At 70.1% G+C, this 17,225-nt stretch carries 14 protein-coding genes; 6 read left to right on the top strand and 8 right to left on the bottom strand.

What is annotated here, in order from left to right; translation table 11 throughout:
• Positions 1–7: 7 nt before the first annotated feature.
• Positions 8–1,030 carry a hypothetical protein gene (locus tag ACIBHX_RS07820; RefSeq protein WP_397065326.1) on the top strand — a complete coding sequence of 341 codons (1,023 nt, stop codon included), beginning with the start codon at positions 8–10 and terminating at the stop codon, positions 1,028–1,030.
• A 240-nt stretch (positions 1,031–1,270) separates the two neighbouring features.
• Here the strand turns inward: ACIBHX_RS07820 and ACIBHX_RS07825 are convergent, their stop codons facing one another.
• The 4 genes from ACIBHX_RS07825 to ACIBHX_RS07840 all read right to left on the bottom strand — a co-directional run bounded on the left by ACIBHX_RS07825 (position 1,271) and on the right by ACIBHX_RS07840 (position 7,798).
• Positions 1,271–6,133, bottom strand: coding sequence for an NAD-glutamate dehydrogenase (locus ACIBHX_RS07825; protein ID WP_397065327.1), 4,863 nt, complete (start codon positions 6,131–6,133; stop codon positions 1,271–1,273).
• Positions 6,134–6,171: 38 nt separating this feature from the next.
• Positions 6,172–6,975, bottom strand: a complete 804-nt coding sequence (locus ACIBHX_RS07830; protein WP_397065329.1) for a tryptophan 2,3-dioxygenase — start codon at positions 6,973–6,975, stop codon at positions 6,172–6,174.
• An 89-nt stretch (positions 6,976–7,064) separates the two neighbouring features.
• Positions 7,065–7,244 (bottom strand): anti-sigma factor family protein, encoded by a 180-nt coding sequence (locus ACIBHX_RS07835; protein ID WP_397065331.1) that lies wholly within the window; start codon positions 7,242–7,244, stop codon positions 7,065–7,067.
• A complete protein-coding gene (locus ACIBHX_RS07840) occupies positions 7,244–7,798 on the bottom strand; it encodes a sigma-70 family RNA polymerase sigma factor (RefSeq protein WP_397065333.1) in 555 nt (184 codons plus the stop codon). The genes ACIBHX_RS07835 and ACIBHX_RS07840 overlap by 1 nt, the downstream gene beginning before the upstream one ends.
• A 214-nt stretch (positions 7,799–8,012) precedes the next feature.
• Between ACIBHX_RS07840 and ACIBHX_RS07845 the strand changes: the two genes are divergently transcribed.
• The 4 genes from ACIBHX_RS07845 to ACIBHX_RS07860 are packed head-to-tail and all read left to right on the top strand — an operon-like array spanning position 8,013 to position 12,367.
• Positions 8,013–8,630, top strand: coding sequence for a DUF4142 domain-containing protein (locus ACIBHX_RS07845; RefSeq protein ID WP_397065335.1), 618 nt, complete (start codon positions 8,013–8,015; stop codon positions 8,628–8,630).
• Positions 8,627–10,021 (top strand): DUF1996 domain-containing protein, encoded by a 1,395-nt coding sequence (locus tag ACIBHX_RS07850; RefSeq protein ID WP_397065337.1) that lies wholly within the window; start codon positions 8,627–8,629, stop codon positions 10,019–10,021. Before ACIBHX_RS07845 ends, ACIBHX_RS07850 begins: the two co-directional genes overlap by 4 nt.
• Before the next feature lie 52 nt (positions 10,022–10,073).
• On the top strand, positions 10,074–10,850 hold the full coding sequence (locus tag ACIBHX_RS07855; protein ID WP_397065339.1) for a hypothetical protein: 777 nt from the start codon (positions 10,074–10,076) through the stop codon (positions 10,848–10,850).
• The gene (locus ACIBHX_RS07860; RefSeq protein WP_397065341.1) at positions 10,847–12,367 is read left to right on the top strand and encodes an NADH-ubiquinone oxidoreductase-F iron-sulfur binding region domain-containing protein; all 1,521 of its coding nucleotides are present in this window, start codon (positions 10,847–10,849) and stop codon (positions 12,365–12,367) included. Before ACIBHX_RS07855 ends, ACIBHX_RS07860 begins: the two co-directional genes overlap by 4 nt.
• Here the strand turns inward: ACIBHX_RS07860 and ACIBHX_RS07865 are convergent.
• Entirely contained in the window at positions 12,360–13,127 is a 768-nt protein-coding gene (locus ACIBHX_RS07865) for an SDR family oxidoreductase (RefSeq protein WP_397065343.1), read from the bottom strand. The genes ACIBHX_RS07860 and ACIBHX_RS07865 overlap by 8 nt on opposite strands.
• Before the next feature lie 197 nt (positions 13,128–13,324).
• Here ACIBHX_RS07865 and ACIBHX_RS07870 point away from each other — a divergent pair, with 197 nt between their 5' ends.
• Entirely contained in the window at positions 13,325–13,777 is a 453-nt protein-coding gene (locus ACIBHX_RS07870; protein ID WP_397065345.1) for a helix-turn-helix domain-containing protein, read from the top strand.
• Between the two features lie 15 nt (positions 13,778–13,792).
• Here ACIBHX_RS07870 and ACIBHX_RS07875 read toward each other — a convergent pair whose 3' ends face one another.
• From ACIBHX_RS07875 to ACIBHX_RS07885, 3 genes are read right to left on the bottom strand one after another with little or no spacing between them, the layout of a single operon-like run.
• Positions 13,793–14,761, bottom strand: coding sequence for an ABC transporter permease (locus ACIBHX_RS07875; RefSeq protein ID WP_397065347.1), 969 nt, complete (start codon positions 14,759–14,761; stop codon positions 13,793–13,795).
• On the bottom strand, positions 14,762–16,246 hold the full coding sequence (locus ACIBHX_RS07880) for a sugar ABC transporter ATP-binding protein (protein ID WP_397065349.1): 1,485 nt from the start codon (positions 16,244–16,246) through the stop codon (positions 14,762–14,764).
• Positions 16,243–17,208 (bottom strand): sugar ABC transporter substrate-binding protein, encoded by a 966-nt coding sequence (locus ACIBHX_RS07885; protein WP_397065351.1) that lies wholly within the window; start codon positions 17,206–17,208, stop codon positions 16,243–16,245. The genes ACIBHX_RS07880 and ACIBHX_RS07885 overlap by 4 nt, the downstream gene beginning before the upstream one ends.
• Positions 17,209–17,225: the final 17 nt, after the last annotated feature.

Consider the following 17,225-nt stretch of genomic DNA (forward strand, 5'->3'; position numbering starts at 1 on the left):
TGGCGAGGTGCGTGTAATCGGTCGGCTGAAGGCGCTGGCGCTCGCCGTCGGCCTGCTGGCCGGGGCGGCCGCCTGCACGACGCCGGCTTCGCCCGCCACGACCCCCGCGGTGCCCAGCGCGACGCCCACTCCCACACCTTCGCCCACGGGGCCGCCGGTCACGCCCGTCGACGCTGCCAAGGTCTTCGCCACGTTCACCGCCAGCGACAACGCGCTACGCAAGGCCGGCCAGATGCTGCCCGCGCTGCGCATGGACATGGACAACACGCGCGACGCCTACGCCCAGCTGACTTCGGCCGCGTTCGCCTCGACCGGCGGCCACCCGCCGCAGTACACCTGGGGCCCGCCGACCCTGTACGTGCCGCGCTTCAAGCCGGACGAGCGGGCGCTCTGGTTCACGGTGCTGGCCACCCGCAACGGGCATCCCACGCTGGTGACGTTCGCCAAGAGCGACGACTGGCGGGTGAGCTCGACGGCGCAGCTGCTGCCGGGCCAGGAGCCGCCGCAGATCCAGCTCGACGCCGAGGGCTACGCCACGGCACTGCCTCCCGACGACAAGTCGGTCACGATCAGCCCGCAGTTCATGGGGCCGCTGCACGCCACGATCGCCGAGGCGGGCGCCACGGGCGTGACGGCCGGCCTGATCGAGCCCGGCCCGCTGACCACGGACATCGCCACGCAGATCGCCGAGTCCCGGATGAGCTCCAAGCGCGCGGGCTACGGCTACGACTCGATCTTCAGCCAGGGCGACTACCCGTTCTACGCCCTGCGCCTGCGCAACGGCGGCGCGCTGATCCAGTACGCGCTGACCAGGACCACCTCGACGATCCCGCGCACCAAGTCCGCCCAGGACGACGGCATCCCGGTCCCGCAGAACGCCCGCTGGGTCCTCAAGGACCCCTCCGTCGACAACCTCCTCAAGCTCACAGAGACCCACCTGTACGCCGCGGTCGTCCCGCCCGCGGCGGCGCCCGCGCCCGCACACGTGATAGCCCACGACGGGGCCCTCACCAGGGTCAACGGCAGCTAGCTTCGCGTGTACGGCGAGCCGCCGCGACCGGCCGCCCGCCGCACTTCGGCTGAGGACCCCTGTCCGGCGCTTCCGGCGAGTCGGTGACTGCTGCTCGCCGTCACGGCGCTTCGTGAAACGGGCACCACGGTCCCCCTGGCCCGCCGTACAGGCGCCGGACGACCGCCGTACACCTCCTCACCGACCCCGGCGCGGGAAAGCGCCGGGGCGGGTTCCGCAGAGCTCAGCGGAACGAGACGATCACGCCTCCGCGTGCGGGAGGGTGGACGACCTCACGAGCGTGCGGACGGCGCGGAGGGCCACGGAGAGCGTCGCCAGGTCGAAGTTGTCGCTCTCCCAGATCTCCGACAGCGTCTGGCGGGCACGCGCGACGGCCGCCGAGTTGGCCTCCGTCCAGAGAGCCAGGCGTTCCTCCGGCGACAGGCCCGGCGTGCTGTGGGCCAGCACGTCACGCGTCAGCGACGCGTGCGCCGCGTACAGGTCGTCGCGCAGCGCCGAGCGGGCCATCGAGTTCCACCGGTTGTCACGCGGCAGGGCGATGACGCGCTCGCGCAGCCGGGCCAGCTGGAGCCGGTCGGCCAGGTCGAAGTAGACCTCGGCCACCTCGTTGACCGGCCTGTCGGTGAAGGAGGCCACCTCCACCAGGTCGAACGTGGAGTACGCGGGGACCATGGCGGCCACCCGCTCGGCCAGCTCGACCGGCACCCCGCGCGCCTCGAACGAGTCGCGCCGCTCCTCGAAGGCGGTCAGGTCGGGACCCGTGAGCAGCTTCGGCATGTGCTGGATCAGGCCGTTCATGCCCTTGGCGAAGAAGCTCACCGAACCTGCCAGGTCCAGCGGCGGCCTGCGGTTGCCCAGCAGCCAGCGCGTGGCCCGCTCGGTCAGCTTGCGGGCCTCCAGCAGCATCGCGATCTGCGTGGCGGTGTCGACCTTGTTGGCCAGTTCCTCGATCGCCCGGTAGAAGCTGGGCAGGTCGAACACCTCGTTGACGACCAGGTAGGCGCGCACGATGTCCGGTGCCGAGGCGCCGGTCTCCTCGCCGAAGCGGAACATGAACGACGTGCCCATGGAGTTGACCAGGTCGTTCACCACGCAGGTGGTGATGATCTCGCGGCGCAGCGGGTGGGCGTCCATGTAGGGGCGGAAGCGGTCGCGCAGCGCCGACGGGAAGTACGACACCAGCCAGGAGGCCAGGTACGGGTCGTCGGGCAGGTCGGAGGCGAGCACCTCGTGGTCCAGCACGATCTTGGTGTAGGCGAGCAGCACCGAGAACTCCGGCGCCGTGAGCCCGAGCCGCGCCTGCCGGCGCTCGGCCAGCGTCTTGTCCGACGGCAGGAACTCCAGCTCCCGGTTGACCAGGCCGTCGCGCTCCAGCCGCCGCAGCTGCCGGGCGTGGATGTGCAGCATCTCGGGCGCCTGGGCGCGGGCGGCGGCCAGGACGTCGTTCTGGTCGTAGTTGTCGCGCAGCACCAGCCCGGCCACCTCGTCGGTCATCGAGGTGAAGATCTGGTTGCGCTGCTTGTCGGTGAGCTCGCCGTCGCGGACGACCTGGTCCAGCAGGATCTTGATGTTCACCTCGTGGTCGGAGGTGTCCACACCGGCCGAGTTGTCGATGAAGTCGGTGTTGACCAGGCCGCCGTTCAGCGCGAACTCGATCCGGCCGAGCTGGGTGAAGCCCAGGTTGCCGCCCTCGCCGATGACCTTGCAGCGCAGCTCGGAGGCGTTGACGCGCAGGCCGTCGTTGGCCTTGTCGCCGACGTCGGCGTTGGACTCCGAGCTCGCCTTGGCGTAGGTGCCGATGCCGCCGTTCCACAGCAGGTCGACCGGTGCCTTCAGGATGGCGCTGAGCAGGTCGTTGGGCGCCATCGAGGTCACGCCGGCCGGGATGTCCAGCGCCTCGCGGATCTGCGGGGTGATCTGGATGGACTTGGCCGTGCGCGGGAAGACGCCGCCGCCCGCCGAGATCAGCTCCGGCGCGTAGTCGGCCCAGGAGCTGCGGGGCAGCTCGAACAGGCGCTGCCGCTCGGCGAAGGAGCGGGCGGGGTCCGGGGCCGGGTCGATGAAGATGTGCCGGTGGTCGAAGGCCGCGACCAGCTTGATGTGCTGGGAGAGCAGCATGCCGTTGCCGAACACGTCGCCCGACATGTCGCCGATGCCGGCCACGGTGAAGTCGGTGTTCTGGACGTCCACCCCCATCGTGCGGAAGTGGTACTTGACCGACTCCCAGGCGCCGCGGGCGGTGATGCCCATGGCCTTGTGGTCGTAGCCGATCGAGCCGCCCGAGGCGAAGGCGTCGCCCAGCCAGAAGCCGTACTCCTTGGCCACGCCGTTGGCGATGTCGGAGAAGGTCGCGGTGCCCTTGTCGGCGGCCACCACCAGGTACGGGTCGTCGCCGTCGTGGCGCACCACGTCGGGCGGCGGCACGACCTTGCCGTCGACCAGGTTGTCGGTGACGTCGAGCAGGCCCGAGATGAACATCCGGTAGCAGGCCACGCCCTCGACCATGACCTCTTCGCGAGTGCCGCCCTCCGGCGGCCGCTTGACGACGAAGCCGCCCTTGGATCCGGTCGGGACGATGACGGTGTTCTTCACCATCTGGGCCTTGACCAGGCCGAGGATCTCGGTCCTGAAGTCCTCCATGCGGTCCGACCAGCGCAGCCCGCCACGGGCCACGTTGCCGAAGCGCAGGTGCACGCCCTCGACCCGCGGCGAGTACACGAAGATCTCGTACTTGGGCCGCGGCAGCGGCAGCACGCTGATCGCCTGGGGGTCGAACTTGACGGAGATGTACGGCTTGCGCTGGCCGTGCCCATCCGTCTGGAAGTAGTTCGTCCGCAGCGTGGCCTGGATCATCTCCAGGTAGGCCCGCAGGATGCGGTCCTCGTCGAGCGAGGCCACCTCGTCGAGCGCGCCCAGGATCTCCTCGTTGAGCGCCTCGACCAGGTCGGTACGTACGTCCTCGCCGCGGCGCGGGTCGAGCCTGGCCTCGAACAGCCGGACCAGCAGCCGGGACAGCCGGATGTTGCCGACCAGCACCCGTTCCATGTACCGCTGGGAGAAGGTGGAGCCGGCCTGGCGCAGGTACTTGGCGTAGAGCCGCAGGATCTCCACCTGCTCCCAGGTCAGGCCCGAGCGCAGGATCAGCTCGTTGAAGTTGTCGGCCTGCACCCTGCCCTTCCACAGGGCCTGCAGGCCGTCCTGGAAGAGCCGCTTGAAGTCGTTGCGGTCGACCTCTGCCGACGGCGTGTAGCGCAGCCCGAAGTCGTAGATGAAGGCGTTCTTGTCGTCGTCCCTGTCGATCTCGTATGGCCGCTCGTCCACGACCTCCACGCCGAGCCGCTGGATCAGCGGCAGCGCCTGCGACAGCGAGATCGGCGAGCCGACGCGGTAGATCTTGAGCCGCCGCTCGCCCTCCGTGGCGTCGTAGGGCTCGTAGAGGTTGATCCCCACTTCGTCGTCCCCGGCGCCGTCGAGCTCCTCCAGGCGGCGCAGGTCCACCACGGCCACCTTGGGCGGGAAGTCCGCCTTGTAGCCCTCGGGGAAGGCCGACTGGTAGCGCCGGATCATCGCGGGCGCCTCGGTCTCGGAGGTCATCACGGTCAGCGCCGCGGCCAGGTCGTCCTCCCACGACCGGGTGATGGCGGCCAGGCGCGACTCCAGCTCTTCCAGGTCGATGTCCGGCTCCGGCAGCTGCTTGCCCCGCTCGCCGCGCACCACGACGTGCAGGCGGGCCAGCGCGGACTCACCGATCATCGCGCTGTAGTCGAGCGTGGTGCCGCCCAGCGCCTTGAGCAGCAGCTCCTGCATCCTGAGCCGGACCTTGGTGGTGTAGCGGTCGCGCGGCAGGTAGATCAGGCAGGAGATGTAGCGGCCGTAGTCGTCGCGCCGCAGGAACAGCTTGACCTGCTTGCGCTCGCGCAGCCGGAGCACGCCCAGGGCGATCGGCAGCAGCTGCTCGGTCGGGGTCTGGAACAGCTCGTCGCGCGGGAAGGTCTCGAGGATCTCGATCAGGTCCTTGCCGTCGTGGCTGTCGGCGGTCAGCCCGGCCAGGTCGAGCACGTCGGCCAGCTTGCGCCGCAGCACCGGGATCCTGGAGATGGACTCGTTGTAGGCCACGTGCGTGAACAGGCCGAGGAAGCGGCGCTCGCCGATGACCTCGCCCTCGGGCGAGAACAGCTTGACCCCGATGTAGTCGAGGTAGGCGGCGCGGTGCACGGTGGCACGCGAGTTGGCCTTGGTGATGATCAGCAGCCGCTTCTCACGCGCCTTGGCCCGCACCTCGGGCGGCAGCACGGAGAAGCTCTCCGACCCGGGCCTGTCGGCACGCAGGATGCCGAGGGCGGCGCCGGGCACCGAGCGCAGCGCGTCGCCCTCTTCGGTGCTCTCCAGGCGGTACTCGCGGTAGCCGAGGAAGGTGAAGTGCCCGTCGGCGAGCCAGCGCAGCAGGTCGAGGCTGTCCTCGACCTCCGCGGGCTCAAGCGGCGGCGGGTTGACGGAAAGGTCCTCCGCGGTCTGTACGGCCAGCGCCCGCATCTTGGCGAAGTCCTCGACCGCGTGGCGCACATCGCTGAGCACCCGCTTCAGGTCGGCCTCGATCTCCTTGAGTTTTTCTGGGTCGGACTGCCGGTCGATCTCCAGGTGTATCCACGACTCGATCAGGAACTGGCCGGTGACGTCCTCCTGGCCGCGGCCGAGCATCTTGCCCGTCATGTCGCGGCGGACCCGCATCTGCGGGTGGACGATCAGGTGGACGCCGATGTGGTGGCGGTCGAGTTCCATCGACACGCTGTCGACAAGGAACGGCATGTCGTCGGTGACCACCTCGACCACCGAGTGGCCGGGGTCCCAGCCGTTCTCCTCAAGCGTGGGCGTATAGGCCCGGACCAGCGCCCTGCCCTGGGGACGCACCTCGGCCAGCTGCTTGTGCGACATCGCCGGACCGTAGACGTCAACCGGGTTGCGGTCCAGCACGTCCTCTGGGGCGACATGCCGGTAGTAGATCCGCAGGAAGGACAGCGCGTCCTCGGGGTTCACGTGGTCACTTACGGCGCATGTCTGGGCGGCTCGCTGGAGCAGCTCGTCCTTGGCCTCATCGAGGGGCATGTCGCTCTCACTCCTTTGTGAGGGTTTGCCGGTTTTATTCATAGCCAGGCCCTTAGTTCCCATAGCAGGGGGAAATAGTGGAGGCGCGTTCTACCACGCAGGTAGGGGGCGCCCGTCGAGCCGCCGGTGCCCGACTTGGTACCGATCTGCCGCTCGACCATCTGGACGTGGCGCAGCCGCCACTCCGCGGCGGCCTCGTCGTGGTCCAACAGGTCTTCGGCCAGTTGCCACAGGTCGTCGTACGACCGGCGGTCCCTCGCCACGGCCAGCAGCGAGGCCATGATCTCCTCGTCGGAGACCGCCAGGCCACGCTGGGAGAGGGCGGTGAGATAAGCATCCCACAGGGTGGGCTCGTCCAGGCGCCGGCGCAGCCTGGCGAGTTCGGTGTCGCTGGCGTCCCTGAGCCTGACGAGGAAGGCCGGGTCCTTCAGCCCCGACAGGAACTCCAGCTCGCGGAACTGGACCGACTGGAACCCGCTGGCGGGAGCCAGCTTGTTGCGGAAGGCCAGGAAGTCCTGCGGCGTCATCGTCTCCAGGACCTCGACCTGCTCGACCAGGACCCTCTCCACCGCGTGTACGCGCTGGAACAGATGCCTGGCCTGCCACAGTTCACCGGCGAACATCGCCTCGCGAGCGCTCTCCAGTTCGTGCAGCAGCAGCTTGAACCAGAGCTCGTAGACCTGGTGGATGGTGATGAACAGCAGCTCGTCCGGGGCCTCCGACTGCGGTCGCTGCTGCTCGAGCAGTTCGGGCAGCCTGAGATAGCCGCCGTAGGACAACCGGCCGCCTTCCTCGCCGAACTGCCGATCTCGGGGGACGGCAGCTTCACCGTTGACCCCCAACCGGAGCACCTCCCCCAATCACCCGGTCTCCATTGACCGGATGTACGCCTCGCCGTACCGATACCACCCGAAAAGACCGCGATCGTCAATTAATGCGAGTCTTCGGAGGCGGTGGGGGAATGCTTCAGCCCGTCGAGACTGACGGGAACCTCGCCCAGTTCCTTGAGCTGCGCCTGGCACTCCGGGCATCCGTCGAGATGGCGCTCGAACGCCTCGTGGTCCTGCTCGTCCAGGACACCGAGAACGTAGGCGGCCACCTCCTCGTGCATCAGCCGGCTACCCCCTTGTCACGCAGCAGTGCGCGCAGCGCCCGTATTCCGTAGTAGAGCCTGGACTTGACCGTGCCGGGCGGGATCCCCAGAATCTCCGCCGCTTCATTTATCGTACGGTCCCGAAGGTAAGTCTGCTCAATGACTTCACGGTGTTCTTCCGACAGGCTCCGCAGCGCCTCGGCGACCACGATCGCCGATAACGCGCGCTCCGACCCGTCGGGCACGGCGATGGTGTCCACCTCGGGTGGTTCGACCTCGTGCGGCCGAACGCTCCTACGGCGGCGTCCATCGATCACGATGCGGCGGGCCACGGTGAGCAGCCACGCCCAGATGAGGCCCGGTTCCCATTGCAGTCTTGCCGAGTGACGCCAGGCCCGGACGATCGTCTCCTGGACGACGTCCTCGGCCCACTGAAGATCGTTACCGGTCGACTTGCGTACGTGGCGCAGCAGAGGGCCGCCGAACTCCTGGTAGAGCAGCGCGATGCGTTGCTCCGCCTCGGCATCCGCACTCTCGAACCTGCCGTCGAGGTGACCTAGCACGGGGCACATCTTTACACCTTCGTTATCACTCCGGTAGTCACTCCGATAACTCCAGTCATTTCTGACTATCTAGCCCCATGGGATGAACCCGCCCCCACAGGCCCGCGTATCCCTGATCATGCAGCGTCGAATGGTCGCGCCCGCTTCGCCAGTCAGTGGCATCGCTTCGCGCGCTCTCCCCCGGCGAGCTCCTGCGCTCAGGTGGCTTCTCCGCGGTGAGCTGATGATCCTCGGCGGCTTCGTCGCCGCGGCCACCGTGACGGTGCTGCTGGTGATGCCGACGACGAGTGCGCCGGCGTCAGCCGAGTGGACCACCACACCCTCGGGCCCGCTCGGCCCCGCCGACCGCGACTTCCTGATCCGCGTACGGCAGGCCGGCCTGTGGGAGATGCCCACCGGCGAATGGGCCCAGACCCGCGGGGAGAGCCGGCGGGTCAGGGAGGTCGGGGCGATCATCATGCAGGACCACCAGAAGCTGGACAAGGCGACCAGGGAGGTCGCCGCCCGCCTCGGCGTCCCGCTGCCCGACCAGCCCAACGCGGACCAGCAGCGCTGGATGGCGCAGCTGTCCGCGGAGAGCGGCGCGGACTTCGACCGCGACTTCGCCAACCTGCTGCGCGCCGCGCACGGGAAGGTCTTCGCGGTCGTGGCCGAGGTCCGTGCCGGCACGCGCAACGACGAGATCAGGAAGTTCGCCCAGCAGGCCGTCGTCGTCGTCCAGAAACACATGACGCTGCTGGAGTCCACCGGACTGGTCGACTACTCCCAGTTACCCGAACCTCCCTCGCCCTCCCCCGTTCCACCCGCCGCCACGGCGGTCGATTCGAGGAGACAACCATGAGGAGATCGAGACGCCTGGCCGCGGCCATGACCGCGCTGGCCGTGACGGCCGGCGGGCTGGTGTCCGCGGCCGTCATCGGCGCGGGCCCGGCCCGCGCGGACCACTGCGACCCCGCCACCCAGGGCGAGCAGGCGGCCAAGAGCCGCGCCACGCAGGACGCGAACGGCCAGGACCCGAACAACCAGGATCCGAATGGCCAGGATCCGACCAACCAGGACCAGGCACCCCAGGACCAGGGGATCGAGGATCAGGGCTCCGGAGGCGGCAGGGCCGTCGCCGCGCCCCGCTTCGGCGGCCGGATGGTCCTCGCGCCCACCCCGGCGCCCTCCGGCTCGGCCGAGCCGACGCCTTCCGGTACGGCGAGCCGTACCAGGACCGCGGAGCCCACCGAGACGGCCGAACCCAGCGACGAGCCGAGCCCGAGCCCGACGCGCGAGCGCAGGAGGCAACCGACGCAGACCGCCACGCCGACGCGATCCGCGACGGCCACCCCCACGCAGACGGCCGATCACGGCGACGAGTGCAAGGACCTGGGGCCGTTCGTCACGGACTTCATCGACATCCGGCAGGTGCCGCCCGTCAACACCGGCGTGCAGATCGGGCGTAACGGGTCGCGCGGCTCGTTCGTCTCGGCCTGCGGGACGAACCAGAACGGGCACAACAACCCCGACAACTTCATCGTCGCGCCCGGCGTCAGCAACGGCGCCCATCACCTGCACGACTACGTGGGCAACCTGTCGACCAACGGCTTCTCCACCGACGAGAGCCTGGCCGCGGCCGGGACGACCTGCCGCTTCGGCGACAGGTCCACCTACTTCTGGCCGGTGCTGAGGGACAGGAAGATCGACGCCAACCTCGGCGACCAGGACGGCAACGTGGGCCAGGTGCTCCGCGCCCGCTCGGTGACGCTGCTGTTCCGCGGCAACCCGGCGGGCAAGGTGAGCCCGATGCCGCGCTTCCTGCGGATCATCACCGGTGACGCCAAGGCCGGCACGAACGGCGGAGCCAACGCCCGCGCCCAGTGGACGTGCACCGGGTTCGGCAACCGGATCACCGGCACCAAGTATCCGCTGTGCCCGCGCTTCAGCAGGGTCGTCCGGATCCTGGACTTCCCGAGCTGCTGGGACGGGCAGAACACCGACAGTGCCAACCACCGCACGCACATCGTCTTCCCCGGCCAGGACGGCGCCTGCCCGCAGGGCACCAAGGCGGTGCCGCAGCTGCGGATGATCCTCACCTACTCGGTGCCGCAGGGTCCGTCGTTCGCGGTGGACGCCTTCCCCGAGCAGAAGCACAACCCGGTCACCGACCACGCGGACTTCGCCAACGTGATGCCCGACCGCCTGATGGCGTTCGTGGTGAGCTGCATCAACCGCGGCCGCCGCTGCTAGTGACCCGATTCGCTCCCGAGTCGCACCCTCAACCCGACACTGGGAGGAATCGATGCTCCACAGACGACATCCCCGGCATGCCCCGTCGAGGCTGGACTCCAGGAACGTCCGCCTCGGGGCGAGCGCCGCCGGTACCGCGCTGCTGCTGTCAGCCTTCGCGCTGACCAGGACGGATCCCGGGCTGGCGCTGCTCGGCCGCGGGCTCGGCTTCCTCGAGTTCTACATGGGCGTCTTCACCCTGGTCACGCTGACCGCGACGGTCGCGCTCGGGCTGCTGACCAGCGAGCGGGTCTTCCTGTCGCCGGGTAACCGGGTCAGGGCGCAGCTCGCGCACCGGGCGGCCGCGGTGGCCGGGGTGGGATTCCTGACCGGCCACATCACGCTGATGATCGTGCTCGGGCACGCGCCCGCCGCCGCCGCGGTCGTCCCGGTGTCCGGGATCTGGGTGGGGCTGGGCGCGATCGCCTCCGATCTGATGATCGCGGTGCTGGTGACCGGGATCGTGCGGGGGCGTTTCGCCACGGCCAGGCTGCCCTGGGTGTGGCGGGCCATGCACGCCGCCGCCTACCTGGCCTGGCCGGTGTCGATCCTGCACGGGCTGACCGCGGGCCGTCCCCCGGCGGCGTGGGTGGCCTGGTCGTACGTGGCCTGCCTGGCCGCGGTGGGTTCCGCGCTGCTGGTCCGGGTGTGGGCCACGATGCTGCGGCCGCCGGCCGTACCCGAGCCCGTGGAGGCACCGCTCGTGACAGCGGCGGTGGCGGCCGAGCCGCAGGTCGAGGCGCCGGTGAGCCTGGACGAGGCGCGACGCAAGCTCAGGAGGGCCGGATGATCCCCCACACGGTGCCGCACGTGCTGCGGATCGGACCCGCCCGGCTGACCGCCGGGCTCGACCACTGCCGCAGGCTCGATCTGCCGGCGCACCGCACGCTGCACGGCGAGCCCGTGCCGCGTGACCTGGACACCCTCATCGCCCAGGTCGATGAGGTGGATCTGCGCGGACGGGGCGGCGCGGCGTTCCCGTTCGCGCGCAAACTGCGCGCCGTCGCCGAGGCCTCCGGCTCGCGCGAGCGCGTCGTGCTGGTGAACGCGGCCGAGGGCGAGCCGGCCAGCGCCAAGGACGCGATGCTGCTGATCCGCACGCCGCATCTGGTGCTGGACGGCGCGCTGCTGGCCGCCGAGGCGCTGCGCGCCAAGGAGGTCGTGGTCGCCACGGCCGAGGGCGAGGTGGGCGAGGCGTCGATCGCGGCCGCCGTGGCCGAGCGCCGCGCCGCCAACATCGCCGGCGCCTCGGAGAGCCGCATCAGCATCCGCGTGGTGGGCGTGCCCGAGCGCTTCATCACCGGCGAGGGCGGCGCGCTGGTGCGCGGCGTCAACGGGCTCGAGGCGGTGCCGCCTGGCCGCAAGCGCCGCGCCAGCGAGAGCGGCGTCGACGGGCTGCCCACGCTGCTGTCGAACGCCGAGACCTTCGCCCAGCTCGCCATCCTGGCCGAGCTGGGCGCCGCCGGCTACGCCGAGGTCGGCACCGAGCGCGAGCCTGGCACGCTGCTGTTCAGCGTGGCCGGGTCGGCGGTCGTGGAGGCGCCGTCCGGCACCCCGCTGGCCGACGTGCTCGACCTGTGCGAGGCGGAGATCGGCGACGGCGTGCTGGTCGGCGGCTACCACGGCGCCTGGCTCTCCGCTGCGACGGCGGTCGCCACCGAGCTCTCCCGCGAAGGCCTGCGCCTGGCCGGAGGCAGCCTCGGTGCCGGGATCGTGGTGCCGCTCGGCGAGTCCACCTGCCCCATCGGCGAGGCCGCGCGGGTGGCCGCCTACCTGGCCGCCCAGTCCTCGGGCCAGTGCGGCCCGTGCCGGCTCGGCCTGCCCGAGCTCGCCCGCACGCTGCGCGCCCTGACCGAGGGCTCCGGTTCGACGGATTCCGTACGGCGTGCCGTACGGGCCATCGAGCGGCGTGGCGCGTGCTTCCATCCCGACGGGACCGCCAGGTTCGTGCTGTCGGCGCTGGACGCCTTCGACACCGACATCGCGCTCCACCTGGAGCACGGCTCGTGCGGGCGGCCCATCCGCGGGGTACTGCCGCTGCCGGAGGCGGAGGAGGAGCCCGAGTACCGGCTGGACGTGGACTGGACCCGGTGCGAGGGGCACGGGCTGTGCGCGCACCTGCTGCCGGAGTTCGTCGACCTGGACGCCTACGGGTTCCCCTCGTTCAGGGCCGTGCCCGCCTGGATGGCCAAGGAGGCCCGCCGGGCGGTCGAGATGTGCCCCGCCCTGGCGCTCCGCCTGGCCAGGACCGACGGAACTCCCGCTCCGGCGAGCCCGCTGCGTCTCGTGGGGTCCGGTGTCACTTGACCCAGCGGCGGAAGCCGCCCTCGGCGTTGATCACCTGGCCGGTGACCCAGGCGGCCTCGTCCGAGGCGAGCCAGCGCACCACCTTGGCCACCTCCTCGGGCGCGTGCCAGCGCCCCGCGGGGAGGGCATTGGCGACCAAGGCGTTGATCTCGGGCGTGGCCCACCCGGTGTCGACGGGGCCAGGGTTCACGGCGTTGACGGTGATGCCGCGGTCGATCAGCGCGTCGGCCAGGCTCAGCGTCATCTGCTGGATCGCGCCCTTGCTGATGGCGTACGGCAGCTCGCCCGGCATCGGCCCCAGGTGCTGCCCGGAGGTGAACAGGATCACCCGGCCGCCGGGGCGCGTGTCGTCGTGCCGGGCAGCGAAGGCCTGGGTCAGCAGCGCGCTGGCCCGCGCGTTCACCGCCCAGCAGCGGTCGAGCTCCCGCGCCGTCAGCTCGGCCAGCGACTGCGTGGAGCTGCGCGCGTGGTTGGCGACCACCACGTCCACGTGCCCGAACCGGTCGACCGCCCGCTCGATCACCCGCGCGGGCGCCTCCGGGTCCTCGAAGTCCGCCTCCACATGCTCCACGTCGCCCAGCTCGCGGAGCACCCCCGCCATGCCCGCCGGATCGGCGCCCCACGGCTGCTCGGCGTCGTGCGGCGTCCACGACTGCACCAGCACCCTGGCGCCGGTGGCCAGGAACTCCCTGGCGATCGCGAATCCGATCCCGATCCGCCGGCTCACGCCGGTCACCACGACCACCCGATCTTCGCTCATCCCGGCACTCTAGCCACGCCCGAGCTCTTCGTACGGCGCGCCGCTTTGCGGGGCTATCAAGCGCTCCCGTGGCCACCGGAAGTCCTTACGTAGTACGGAACGGCGTTGACCACCACTCAGGAACCCGATCAAGATGTTTGCGCGTTCGAGGTCGTACGGGGGCACCGTGCACCCGCAGCACCACATCGGGGGAGTCCATGCACAACACGCCGCCACCGACGCCGTCCGCGGCCGTCGACGAGGCGACCTTCGTGGCCGACCTGCGCCGGCTCAAAGCCTGGTCAGGCCTCAGCTTCCGGCAGCTGGAACGCCGCGCCGACGCGATCGGCGACTCGCTCCCCCCGGCGGCGATCGCCACCATGCTCAGCCGCAACCGCGTCCCGCACGAGCCCCTCCTGGTGGCCTACCTGAGGGCCTGCGGCCTGGGGCACCAGGAATCCCACTCCTGGACCACCCTCAGGACCGAACTCGAGGCCCTCCCTCCGCTACCGACCCCCACACTCCCAGCGGCGGCCCCCACATCCGGACGCCGCCACAAACCCGCCCTCGCCGTGGCGGTCGCCATCACCTCGGCCGCCGTCCTCACGGCCACCCTCGTCTCACCCACCGACCTCAAACACGCCGCCGCCGTCCTCCAGCAGATCCCGTGATCGAGGACTTTGGCGTCAGGCGGGTTGGGTGATGGCCAGGCGGCGGGCCAGGCGGAGGCGGTAGGCGTCCAGGACGACCGCGATGAGGATGACCAGGCCGGTGATGATCTGGCGTTCGAAGTCCGAGACGCCCATCAGCAGCAGGCCGTTGGTGAGCACGCCGAGGAGGCAGGCGCCGAGGAAGGTCCCGATCATGGAGCCGCGGCCGCCCATGAGGGAGGCACCGCCGATGACCACCGCGGCGATGGCGTTGAGCTCGTAGCCCTGGCCGAGGATGGGGCTGGCGATGTTGAGCCGGGCCATGTAGAGCAGCGCCGCCACGCCGACCGTGAACCCGGCGATGACGAAGCAGGCGATCTTGACGCGGGACGTCTTGTGTCCCGAGAGGCGGACCGCCTCCTCGTTGTTGCCGATGGCGTAGACGAGGCGGCCGAAGACCGTACGCGACAGGACGAACCAGCCGACGGCCGCGAGCAGCACGGCGACCCAGAAGACCGCCGGGATGCCGAGCAGGGTGATCGTGCCGAAGTCGTTGAACGCCGACGGCAGGTTGTAGATCGTGGCCGCGTCCGTGTAGCGCTCGGCCGCGCCGCGGGCCACGTTCAGCATGGCCAGCGTGACGATGAACGACGGCACCCGCCACTGTTCCGAGACGAACCCGTTGACGAACCCGACCACGCCGCCCACGACGATCCCGAGCAGGATCCCGCCCAGCAGCATGACGACGGAACCCGAGCCCGCCATGAAGGTGCCCGAGACCACCGCGCACAGCGCCATCGACGATCCGACCGACAGGTCGATGCCGCCGACCAGGATCACGAACGTCATGCCCACCGCGAGCACCGTGTTCAGGGTGATCTGGGTCATGATGTTGCGCAGGTTCTGCTCCGTGGCGAAGTTGGGGGCCACGGCCACGAAGATGGCGGCGAGCAGCACCAGCGCCACGCCGATCCCGGCCTCCCCCAGGACCATCCTCTTGATCATTTATTCGTCACCGTTCTTGAGATAGCGGGAGTAGGCCAGAGTCAGGATGCGTTCGGCGTCGAAGTCGGCCCGGTCCATCGAGCCGGCGATCTCGCCGCGGGAGAAGACGAGGATCCGGTCGCACACGCCCATCAGCTCGGGCAGGTCGGAGGAGACCACGATGAGCGCCTTGCCGTCCTTGGCCAGGTCGAGCAGGAGCTCGTGGATCTCGTACTTCGCCCCGACGTCGATGCCCCGGGTCGGTTCGTCCACGATGAGGACGTCCGAGCCCGCGTGCAGCCATTTGGCCAGGACGACCTTCTGCTGGTTACCGCCCGACAGGGTCCGTACGTCCTGGGTCACCCCGGCCGACTTCAGCCGCAGCCGGTTCCCGAGGTCCTGGGCGACGTTCCGCTCGCGGGCGAAGTTCAGCAGGGCGCCGCGGAGTTTGGCGAGCGTGACGTTGGCGGCGATGGGCAGGTCCAGGACCAGGCCCTGTGACTTGCGGTCCTCGGTGAGCAGGCTGATGCCACGCCGCACCGCGTCCCGCGGGTGGCGGATCGCCAGCCGCTTGCCGTACAAGGTCACACTTCCCGAAATGGCGGGATCCGCTCCGAAGAGGGCTCGCATGGCCTCCGTACGGCCTGAGCCGACGAGACCGGCGATGCCCAGGACCTCCCCCTTGCGGACCGAGAAGCTCAGCGGATGGCTGAAGCCCCGCACGCGCAGGTCGTCGACGCGCAGCGCCTCGTCGCCCAGGGAGGTGGCGGGCTTGGGGGGATACTCCTGCTCCAGGTCGCGGCCGACCATCAACCGGACCAGGTCGGCGGCGCCGACCCCGGCCATGGGCATGGTCTTGACGGTTCGTCCGTTCCGCATGACGGTGACCTGGTCGGCGATCTCCAGGATCTCCTCCAGATGGTGGGAGATGTAGAGGATCGCCACCCCACGTGACGCTAAATCGCGCAGGATCCCGAAGAGCCTGCCGGACTCCCGCGACGTCAGCGACGCCGTGGGCTCGTCCATGATCAGGACCTTGGCCTCGCCCGACAGCCCCTTGGCGATCTCGACCAGCTGCATCTGCGCCAGCCCCAGCCGCTCGACGGGCGTGTCGGGCGAGACCTCGAGGCCGATCTGCTGCAGCAGGGCCGCCGCGTCCGTCCGCAGCCTGCGCCGGTCGACGATGCCCGCCCGGCGCGGCAGCCGCTTGAGGAACAGGTTCTCCGCCACGGTCAGGTACGGCAGCAGCGCCAGCTCCTGGTGCACCACCTGGATCCCGGCCGCCAGCCCGTCGGCCGCGCCGGCCGGCCGGTAGGGCCTGCCGTCGACGGTCATCGAGCCCGCGTCCGGGGTGTGGATCCCGGCCAGCGTGCGCACCAGCGTGGACTTGCCCGCGCCGTTCTCGCCCACGAGCGCGTGGATCTCGCCCGGACGCAGCTCCAGGTCGGCCCCGTCGAGCGCCACCACGCCAGGGAAGCGCTTGACAAGGCCCTCGGCCTTGATCATCCGACGTTGTCCTTGGTGATGAGCTTGATGTCGGTCTTCTGCCAGCCGGAGAACGTCTGCCCGCCGATCATCTTCATCGCGTAGTCGATGCCGTTGGCGGCCTGCTGGGCGCCGAACTGGTCGAGCGTGGCCACGACCGAGCCGTCCTTGACGTACTGCTGGATGGCCGGGATGTCGTCGAACGAGGCGATCTTGATCTGGCCGCTCTTGCCCTGCTCCTCGATGGCCTTGATCGCGCCGAGCGCCATGTTGTCGTTGCTGGCCAGCACGCCCTTGATGCCGGGGTTGGCGGTGAGCATGTTGCTGACGACGGTGTGCGCCTCGTTGGTCTCCCAGTGGGCGGTCTTGGTGTCGACGAGCTTCAGCCCGCCCTCCTTGACCGCGTCCTCGAACCCGGTCTGGCGCTGGGTGGCGTTGGCCGCGCCCGGGTTGCCGGTGAGGATGACCACCTCGGCGTCCTTGCCGAGCGCCTTGGCCAGCTCCGTGCCCGACTGCTTGGCGCCGTCACGGTTGTCGGGGCCGACGAAGGGCACCTTGTCGTAGATCCCGGCGCTCTTGAGCGCGCCCTCGTCGAGCTGGACGTCGATGTTGACGACCTTCACCCCGGCGTCGGAGGCCCGCTTGAGCGGGGCGATCAGGGCGCGGGAGTCGGCGGGGGCGATCACGATGGCCTTGGCCTGCTGCGTGACGCACTTCTCGACCGCGGCGACCTGGTTGTCGATGTCGGTCTCGTTCTGGATGCCGACGACCTGCAGGTTCAGGTCGCCACGCTGCTTGGCGTGCGCCTCGGCGCCCTTCTGCATGTCCTGGAAGAACTCGTTGGCCAGGGACTTCATCACCAGGCAGACCGTGGGCTTCTCCCCGGGCTTGGCCGGCGCGGCGGAGGAGACCGTGCCGCCCTCCTTGCCGCAGGCGGTCAGCGCGAGCGCCAGCCCGGCGACAGCGATGATCTGCTTCTTCATGCTTTCTCCTTCGGGGG

Source organism: Nonomuraea sp. NPDC050536, assembly GCF_044457685.1.
Lineage (GTDB): Bacteria > Actinomycetota > Actinomycetes > Streptosporangiales > Streptosporangiaceae > Nonomuraea.